Below are 410 nucleotides of genomic sequence, written 5' to 3' on the forward strand. Positions count from 1 at the left end.
GTTCGGCGACCCACTACAAGGGGTTCGACCAGTTCGGCAGCGTCACCTTTCACCTGGGCGCAACACCCCTGGTGGACGCTTTGAAGGGCAGCGAATTCGATCTCGACTACATGCCCGCTCACGAGGCCGTCGAGAAGCTGCCTTTCACCATGGAAGGGCTGTCGCAATACAGGGCGATCATCCTGTCCGACATTGGCGCGAATTCACTCCTGCTCCACCCCGATGTCTGGCTGCACGGCAAAACGGTTCCCAACCGGCTCAAGCTCCTGCGCGACTGGACGCTGGCCGGCGGCGGCCTGATCATGATCGGCGGCTATTTCAGCTTCCAGGGCATTGACGGCAAGGCCCGCTGGCATCGCACGGCGGTCGAGGAGGCGCTGCCGGTGACCTGCCTTCCCAATGATGACCGG

1 protein-coding gene is annotated in these 410 nt (G+C 62.9%); it reads left to right on the top strand.

The annotated features are described in order from the left end of the window. Window positions 1-410, top strand: a 410-nt coding sequence (locus EN964_RS37240) for a glutamine amidotransferase (protein WP_245490778.1), incomplete at both ends; no start/stop codon positions are given.

It is taken from the genome of Mesorhizobium sp. M7A.F.Ca.CA.001.10.2.1, from assembly GCF_003998575.1.
Classification (GTDB): domain Bacteria; phylum Pseudomonadota; class Alphaproteobacteria; order Rhizobiales; family Rhizobiaceae; genus Mesorhizobium.